The following is a 2,355-nucleotide window of genomic DNA, read 5'->3' as shown; positions in this document are numbered from 1 at the left end:
AAAGAGCTGACTTTAATTTCGGTACTAAATACCCAACTGCTATGTTAAGCGATGAGATTACTTTGAACGCAAATACTGAATTTGTTCAGAACTAATTAAATAGTTAATTTTAAAAAAAGAGGGGCTCAATCTTAGGGCCCCTCTTTTTTTGTTTAAGAATTCCAAGTGTGTTGATTAAGAATTTCAAATGGCTAAAAGTTTAAATCAGCTTGATGTCAGCTAATAATTAAGTTATCCGTTTGGAGGCGATGACAGGGCGTTGGCAAGGCCTTCAGTTATCAATCGATATAGGAAGGCCCTACAAAGGCCCTACCAACGCTTTCTGAACGCTATGGAAACTATAAGATTCAGCATGCCTTTCAGTTATTTGAAAATCCTTAATTAGTAAGGATTTTCATTGTATTTTCCGGGAGTTAATTCCATGAAAAAGACCGTTTCATTTTTCAACGATACGGTCTTTTATTGATGTGGCAACGGTCTTGCCCTTATTTATTTAAATTCTGATGTTTTGTGGAATTCAATATCCGGATAATCACGTTGCGTCATGTTGATCATGAAATCATTGTCGGCAAGGAAAACAGGGTTACCATCTTTATCTTGTCCTATGTGCTGTTGCTTACGTTTCACAAATTCTTCCAGCTTTTTCTTGTCTTTCGAAGTCACCCAGTTGGATCTTCCGTAGCTCAATGTTCTGAAAAAGGCTTTAGCACCATATTCATGCTCCAGTCTAAAGGCAATAACTTCAAACTGTAATTCACCAACGGCACCAATAATCTTCCTGTTACCCGGTTGTTGGGTAAATAATTGAGCAACGCCTTCTTCGGTGAGCTGTTGTATGCCTTTCTCCAGCTGTTTAGTTTTTAAAGGGTCTCTGTTCTCTACTTCCTTAAATATTTCAGGAGAGAAGCTCGGAATGCCTTTAAATTTCAACATTTCCCCTTCAGTTAGGGTGTCGCCAATTTTAAAGTTGCCACTGTCGTATAAACCCACAACATCACCGGGCCATGCCTCTTCGACAATGCTTTTTTCATTGGCCATGAAATCCATGGGGTTAGAGAACTTCAGCTTTTTCTGCTGACGGGTATGGTAATAGAATTTATTTCTTTCAAACTTACCCGAGCAGACCCTTAAAAAGGCAATTCTATCGCGATGTTTAGGGTCTAAGTTAGCATGGATCTTAAATACAAAACCACTAAAGTTCTTTTCAGTCACCAATACTTCCCTTTGTTCTGCCTCACGGCTTCTAGGGCTTGGGGCAATATTAATGAAGGTATCTAACAATTCCTTGATCCCGAAGTTATTGATGGCACTGCCAAAAAATACCGGGGCAAGCAAGCCTTCTGTATACATGTTCTTGTCAAGGTCACCATAAACGCCCTGCACCAATTCAAGGTCGCCCTTTAGCTCATCCAGTTCCTTTACCTTTAAAAACTTCTCCAATGCGCTGTCATTCAGGTCATTTACCTCAATAACATTGGCGCTGATTTTAGTTTTATCAGGTTCAAAAAGGTTAAGGTGTTTATTATAGATACTGTATACCCCTTTAAAAGTATGTCCCTGACCGATAGGCCACGACAATGGGCATAAACTGATGTTTAATTTTTCTTCAATTTCATCCAGCAGGTCAAAAGCATCCTTACCTTCCCTGTCCATTTTATTGATGAAAATGATAACAGGCGTATTTCGCATGCGGCAAACCGCCATCAGCTTTTCTGTCTGTTCCTCTACACCTTTTACACAGTCGACTACTAAAATTACACTATCTACAGCAGAAAGTGTTCTATAGGTATCTTCGGCAAAATCCTTGTGTCCAGGGGTATCAAGGATGTTTATGCGTTTGCCGCTATATTCAAAGCCCATCACAGAAGTGGCAACGGATATACCACGCTGCTTCTCAATCTCCATAAAATCTGAAGTATTGCTTTGATTAGCTTTGTTCCTTTTTACCGCACCTGCGGTATTAATAGCCCCACCAAAAAGTAAGAACTTTTCAGTTAATGTTGTTTTACCAGCATCGGGGTGACTTATAATGGCAAATGTTTTTCGTTTTTCTATTTCTGGGTGGATCATAAAGAGTTAAGCATATTTGCTTGAATGAAGCTGCAAAGATAAAGATAAAATACAAAAGAAAAACCGGCCATTTACGGCCGGTTTTAAGGTATGCTTTTATTTTGTGACTAGCCTCTGCCAGATCTTGGACTTCTGCTGCTGCTTTGAGATTGGCCACTGCTGCCCCTTTCATTGCTTCTTGAAGGTGCACTTTGTTGTACACGTTCTTGTCTTTGTTGTTGAACTTGTGCCCTTGGTTGTGCTTGCTGGCGACTTTGTTCTTGCGCACGTTGTTGTTGTTGTTGT

The 2,355-nt window shown here is 39.8% G+C and carries 1 protein-coding gene; it reads right to left on the bottom strand.

Features of this window, described 5'->3' with window-relative positions:
• Positions 1 to 489: 489 nt before the first annotated feature.
• Complete coding sequence (locus ACR2F7_RS03645) at positions 490 to 2,070, bottom strand: peptide chain release factor 3 (protein WP_432712234.1); 1,581 nt, start codon at positions 2,068 to 2,070, stop codon at positions 490 to 492.
• Between the last annotated feature and the right edge of the window lie 285 nt (positions 2,071 to 2,355).

Origin of the sequence: Pedobacter sp. (assembly GCF_045628745.1) — a bacterium.
Classification (GTDB): Bacteria; Bacteroidota; Bacteroidia; order Sphingobacteriales; family Sphingobacteriaceae; genus Pedobacter.
This window is presented reverse-complemented; position numbering and strand designations above follow the sequence as displayed.